This window comes from Anaeromusa acidaminophila DSM 3853 (assembly GCF_000374545.1).
Taxonomy (GTDB): domain Bacteria; phylum Bacillota; class Negativicutes; order Anaeromusales; family Anaeromusaceae; genus Anaeromusa; species Anaeromusa acidaminophila.
Genome location: NZ_KB894624.1, coordinates 1 through 5,556, shown reverse-complemented (window position 1 = coordinate 5,556; position 5,556 = coordinate 1). Strand labels below are relative to the sequence as shown.

At 39.1% G+C, this 5,556-nt stretch carries 6 protein-coding genes and 1 pseudogene; 5 read left to right on the top strand and 2 right to left on the bottom strand.

Translation table 11 applies throughout. The features are described 5' to 3' along the window. A pseudogene (locus C508_RS21025) lies at positions 1 to 139 on the bottom strand (IS5/IS1182 family transposase); the annotation flags it as partial. Between the two features lie 231 nt (positions 140 to 370). On the opposite strand from C508_RS21025, the gene C508_RS0117190 reads away from it, so the two are divergent. The 5 genes from C508_RS0117190 to C508_RS0117170 all read left to right on the top strand — a co-directional run bounded on the left by C508_RS0117190 (position 371) and on the right by C508_RS0117170 (position 5,214). Beyond that, the gene (locus C508_RS0117190; protein WP_018704806.1) at positions 371 to 673 is read left to right on the top strand and encodes a DUF7225 domain-containing protein; all 303 of its coding nucleotides are present in this window, start codon (positions 371 to 373) and stop codon (positions 671 to 673) included. Between the two features lie 115 nt (positions 674 to 788). Next, positions 789 to 1,049 carry a hypothetical protein gene (locus tag C508_RS0117185; protein ID WP_018704805.1) on the top strand — a complete coding sequence of 87 codons (261 nt, stop codon included), beginning with the start codon at positions 789 to 791 and terminating at the stop codon, positions 1,047 to 1,049. A gap of 94 nt (positions 1,050 to 1,143) precedes the next feature. Then, complete coding sequence (locus tag C508_RS0117180) at positions 1,144 to 1,623, top strand: hypothetical protein (RefSeq protein WP_018704804.1); 480 nt, start codon at positions 1,144 to 1,146, stop codon at positions 1,621 to 1,623. A gap of 469 nt (positions 1,624 to 2,092) precedes the next feature. Beyond that, a complete protein-coding gene (locus tag C508_RS0117175; protein WP_018704803.1) occupies positions 2,093 to 3,676 on the top strand; it encodes a restriction endonuclease subunit S in 1,584 nt (527 codons plus the stop codon). Between the two features lie 35 nt (positions 3,677 to 3,711). Beyond that, a complete protein-coding gene (locus C508_RS0117170) occupies positions 3,712 to 5,214 on the top strand; it encodes a type I restriction-modification system subunit M (protein WP_018704802.1) in 1,503 nt (500 codons plus the stop codon). A gap of 102 nt (positions 5,215 to 5,316) precedes the next feature. On the opposite strand, the gene C508_RS19180 is transcribed toward C508_RS0117170, so the two are convergent. Continuing rightward, positions 5,317 to 5,556: integrase core domain-containing protein (locus C508_RS19180; protein ID WP_018704800.1), on the bottom strand; the 240-nt coding region annotated here is incomplete at its 5' end.

The following is a 5,556-nucleotide window of genomic DNA, read 5'->3' as shown; positions in this document are numbered from 1 at the left end:
GACCGCTTTTTCCAGCTGGACGATCCAGCTTTGATAAAACGGGGGTGACATCAATATTGGACAGAACTTGAAACAAGCGAGTGGATTCATCATATTGCATCAATGTTTCAAAGGAAAACAACAAGGTTTGTCGAATCATAATAGTGACTTCACCGTCCTTTGCGTAAGGTTAGGGTAGCACTTACTGATTCGCATTTGTGGGGGTGAAGTCCTTTTTATTGCCTAAAAACCTTTTGATTTTTCTAGGGTTCGAGAATATGAAAATCACTCAATAAGGATGATCTTGCAGAAGTTGGGAAAATCGGATAAAAACATACGAAAAGTTAATATCCTAAGGTGAAAGAATACTTATGTATAGGCGGTGAAATGTATGACAATTATTGAGAAAGTAAGAGATACTTTTGCCGATTGCGAGTTAGGCGCTATTTATGTTACAAGTGAAATTATTGCTATGGTAAAAGCAAAACATGGAGTAAATGAAGGCAGTATTATTCCAAGTGATTATTGTTATAATCTTACCAATAAAGGTAAATTGGCAGATGCTTCCTTAGAGAAATTTAAGATACTTGAATGGCTAGCTAGAGGTAAGTACAAATATTTAGGGGAAAACTATCCGTATACAGGAGTTGTCATCAGTAATCCTCGCAAGAACCCTATAAAGCAGGTATTATAATGAGTGATAAACCGAAAAAATGAATTTTGTTTTAAGGAATAAACTTGTGTAGCAAAAAAACATGTTAACCAAGAAAAATTGAACGAAAGATAATTATATGCGTGGAGGTGCTGGAATGGCACAAAGTGTTGTAGTTAAAAAAGATGAAAAGGTAAGTAGTATTTTTGATTTACTTGGTGTTGATTGTACCTGTGATGATTTTACCAAAAAATTCAAAGAAGAATATCCAAAAGACTGGAATAGAATCAATAAAGTCTATCAAGACCATGAAAGACGAGACACTAAAGGCAAAGGACATCCTATGCCAGAGCCAAACAAGTACATGGAGAATATGTATAAGGGGGGAAAAGAAAAATACAAAAAACTTACCGATTAAAAATTTATTGTCGCACAGTGTGAATTTATACTTGAATCTTTCTGCTTTTAGAGCATTACTAATTGATAACTACAAAATCAAGGAGTGATGCATAATGGCAATTAACGAGCAAACAAAAAGTGAAATCAGAGCACTTCGCTTACAGGGTTATGGCTACCGAAAAATTGCTGGTGAAATAGGAATTTCGAGAGATTTAGTCAGAAATTATTGCAAGACAAACGCGCTGGATGGATTAGGCAGTAGTCTTATAAATGTTCCCAGATGTGCTAATTGTGGTAAGGCAATTGAGGTTAAACCAACAGGCCGACGCCGTAAATATTGTTCTGATAAATGCAGACATCAATGGCAAGAGGCGACCCCTCTCATGCATGAGCATAGTTGTACATATTGTGGTAAAAAATTCACCAGCCCGGCCAAAGTAGCCAAGTATTGCTGCCATAAGTGCTTTGAGAGAGATCGGTTTTGGCGAAAAGAAGATGTGCAAATGGTGATGGAATACATTGAAAAGGAAGAACCCGTTCCTAATGCACCCGGATGGATTAAGAAGCTAATCAATGGTATTTTGGATGAGTAATAAACTTCTTTTCCACCCCTTTTGCAGAAGAGTACTCCCCATTTGACGGGGGTGAGTTGCAGTAAAATCCACCTTTGGTGGGGTAGCATTTTTGGATATACTCATTCGCAAAATATGTTCTGCGAAAATTTATAAGGAAAATGTGATGACGCACGTTGAGTGCGTAGCACTCCTCGAAAGAAAACACACCACAAAATAGCGCATAAGCCCAGTAGTGGCAATACAATATAATGTTATGTAGGTGAAAATCTATATGTTTCCTCATTCACCGACGTCTGTAAACTCAACCATAATATAAAGATAAGAAAAAACCTGTAACTCTTATGTAAGGAAGAGATTACAGGTTTTTTTATTGCTATCGAAAAATAAAAAATGATAATAATAAATTTTAGTATAGACATACTAAAATAAAAGTGATACACTACTATTAGTTGGTGCATGGTATTTTTTACTAGAAAGGGGGAAAGTCGTGAATACGTCAATAGATGTTTTTATTAACACGTTAGCTATGCGTGGCATTACTTCACGTGAACAGTTATTGAATGAAATGCTTCGCGTCAAACTTACAGCAAAAGCAGCAAAGCTACAGAAGGATGCTCCCCAAAATGACGGACAAATTTATGAACTTATGAAGCAAGCTACAGAAAATACAATATTGGGATATTTTCCGGGGGATAAAGACTTCTTTTCGGCAGTTTATAAAAGCTCAAAAGATATTGATCTGATCGAATGTACTCTCAAACTTTATCAAAATGATCGCTTTGGGCAGGTCTTTTCACCTGCATACCTTACGGAGTATGTCTGTGACATGATCCAGGACAATAGACCGAAGTCAATACTTATTACAGAAGCAGAGAAAAGTCTTTCTGGTCTTAACGGTATACTCAATAGGTATCGGGAAAGTAAAATAACTCTTACCACATCACACGTGCTTATGTTTATGCTGCTCAAGCTTGGTTTTGAAAAATATGAAAATGTAACTATTTTAAACCAGTCTATCTACCAAGAACTTTTGATTGAGGAGCGGTTTGACTTTATTTATGCTTTGCCGAACTTTGGGGGCAAGGTGGAGGCTATTACTAATAAATATATTTCGTCCAGTTCGGACGGTGTTGCAGTACAAAATCTACTTGGCTGTCTTTCTGCAAACGGAACGATGGTAGCTGTGCTTCCCGCCAAGATTACCTTTGCAGGTGGTGCTGATGCAAAGATGCGCGAGTATATTACAACTGATTATCAGTTGCATAGCATTTTCGGTCTGCCGGAGGGGATATTTAAGCCGTATACCGCAATAAAAACCTATATGCTTACAGTCGGTACCACCCATAATGATACTGTCAGAGTTGGATATCTGGGGTATGATAACGGTTTATATATTACACACGAGAAATCTATATCGTACAAAGAGTTTGTTTCTCATGAGGATTGGCGCATAGAGCTTATACTGGCTGATGATGATGAAAACATCCGAAAATATAAGAACTCAAGTATTGCGAAAGTTAAGCTCCACGAGGTTGCTGAGGTGTTCAGGGGCAAATCGATATTAAAAAAAGATGTTAAGCCAGGGAAAATTCTTGTGCTTAATATTTCCAATATTACTGATGCAGGCATTGATTACGAAAGCTTAGACAATGTTGATGAGGAAGAACGCAAAATTAAACGGTACGAGTTGGTTAACGGTGATGTGGTCTTATCCTGCAGGGGTTCGGCAATAAAAACAGGAGTGTTTCGTAAACAAAAAAATATTGTCATTGCTTCAGCAAACGTCATCGTTATTAGACCGAATGATAAGGTGATGGGCGAGTACCTAAAGATATTTTTCGAAAGCCCTGTAGGTATGGCAGTTATAAAGAGCTTTCAGCGTGGGACAACCATTGTGAATATAAACCATACGGACATTATGGAGATGGAGATGCCTCTGCTTAGTATTGAGGAGCAGAAAGAACTCGTAGCGAAATATGAAGCTGAAAGCGTTCTGTATAGAGAGACCATAATGAAAGCTGAAGAACGTTATTCAATTGAAAAAACAAAAATTTATGACAAGTTACTTTGAACTTGATAGAAAAATGATATTGGAGGGCGAGCATTATGGCGACAGTAAATCTAGGATTTGAAAATAATTTATGGGAGATGGCAGATAAACTCCGTGGCAACATTGAGGCTTCGGAATACAAGCATGTCGTGCTTGGGCTGATATTTCTAAAATACATCTCTGATGCTTTCGAAGAGAGATATAATGAACTTGTTGCTGAGGGCGATGGATTTGAGGAGGACGTTGACGCCTACGCTGAAGAGAATGTGTTTTTTGTTCCCAAAGAGGCCCGCTGGGACCATATAAAATCTAATGCCAAGCAGCCAACTATTGGACAGATAATCGATGAGGCAATGATTGCTATTGAAAAAGAAAACGCCTCACTCAAAGGTGTGTTGCCCAAGAACTACGCCCGCCCTGAAATAGACAAAACAAAACTTGGTGAACTAATCGACCTTTTCTCTTTCAAAGTTGGCGATAAAGAGGCCCGAGCCAAAGACGTTCTCGGCAGGGTGTATGAGTATTTTCTCGGTCAGTTTGGTTCGTCTGAAGGTGAATTTTACACACCGCCATCTATCGTCAAGCTGCTTGTTGAAATGATCGAGCCATATAAAGGTAGGATTTATGATCCTTGCTGCGGATCAGGCGGTATGTTTGTACAAAGTCAGCGGTTTGTGGAAGAACACAGCGGACGAAAAGACGATATCCATATATTTGGTCAGGAATACACTGCAACAACATGGCGACTTTGCAAAATGAATCTTGCTATTCGAGGCATTGATGGCAATCTTGGCGAGCGTGACGCCGATACTTTTACTAATGACTTGCACAAGCTACTTAAGGCCGACTATATTCTGGCAAATCCCCCGTTTAATATTAAAGACTGGGGTGCTAACAGACTGACTGATGATGTTCGCTGGAAATATGGTATGCCTCCTACCGGTAATGCCAACTATGCCTGGATACAACACATGATTTCAAAGCTTTCCCCGAAAGGGATTGCCGGGTTTGTATTGTCAAACGGGTCTATGTCTACTAATACTAGCAGTGAGGGCGAAATAAGAAAGAACATTATTGAAGCAGGGTTGGTGGACTGTATTATCACTTTACCTGCTAACCTTTTCTACAATGTAACCATTTCCGCATGCTTATGGTTTTTGACGAAGGATAAGAAATCGGCGGGACGTGATCGTAGCAATGAGATACTCTTTATCGATGCCCGTAAAATGGGGACAATGATTGATCGAAAACATAGGGAACTGGATTTTGAAACTGAGATAAAATATATTGCTAATACTTATCATAATTGGAAAAAAGGCGAAGGTTATGAGGATATTAAAGGTTTTTGTAAAGCTGCTTCTCTTGATGAAGTACGTTCCCATGAGTATATCCTTACACCGGGTAGATTTGTTGGTATTGAGGAGCTAATAGATGATGGGGAGCCGTTTGATGAGAAGATGACACGCCTCACTGGTGAGCTAGCTGAAATGTTCGCTAAACGTAGTCATTTAGAGGAGGAAATCCGAAGAAGACTGGGGGCGATTGGCTATGAGTTTTAGTGAGTGGCAAAAAGTTAAGCTTGGGGACATTTGCTTGAAAATTGGAAGCGGTGCTACTCCGATGCCCTGCCCCCGAAAACTAGTCCAAAAAACCAAGTTAGTTTAAGCAACGCACACTATGGTTTGAGGTGCTGGAGGCTTGTATCCAAGGGAACTATGTGGTCGTATCGTGTTATACTCCAAAACCCAACGTTTCGTTAATATATCTACTTCAACCATGGAATCAAAAATTTCTCGGTTTAGAAACTCATCTCGCATTTTACTGTTAAAACTTTCGCAAAAGCCATTCTCCCATGGACTGCCTGGTTCAATGTAAGCAGTGGAAACTCCCAGGTTATGCAG

Coding starts and splice junctions, on each gene's coding strand:
- C508_RS0117180 (WP_018704804.1), top strand. CDS start 1,144: ATGGCAATTAACGAGCAAACAAAAAGTGAAATCAGAGCACTTCGCTTA.
- C508_RS0117170 (WP_018704802.1), top strand. CDS start 3,712: ATGGCGACAGTAAATCTAGGATTTGAAAATAATTTATGGGAGATGGCA.
- C508_RS0117185 (WP_018704805.1), top strand. CDS start 789: ATGGCACAAAGTGTTGTAGTTAAAAAAGATGAAAAGGTAAGTAGTATT.
- C508_RS0117190 (WP_018704806.1), top strand. CDS start 371: ATGACAATTATTGAGAAAGTAAGAGATACTTTTGCCGATTGCGAGTTA.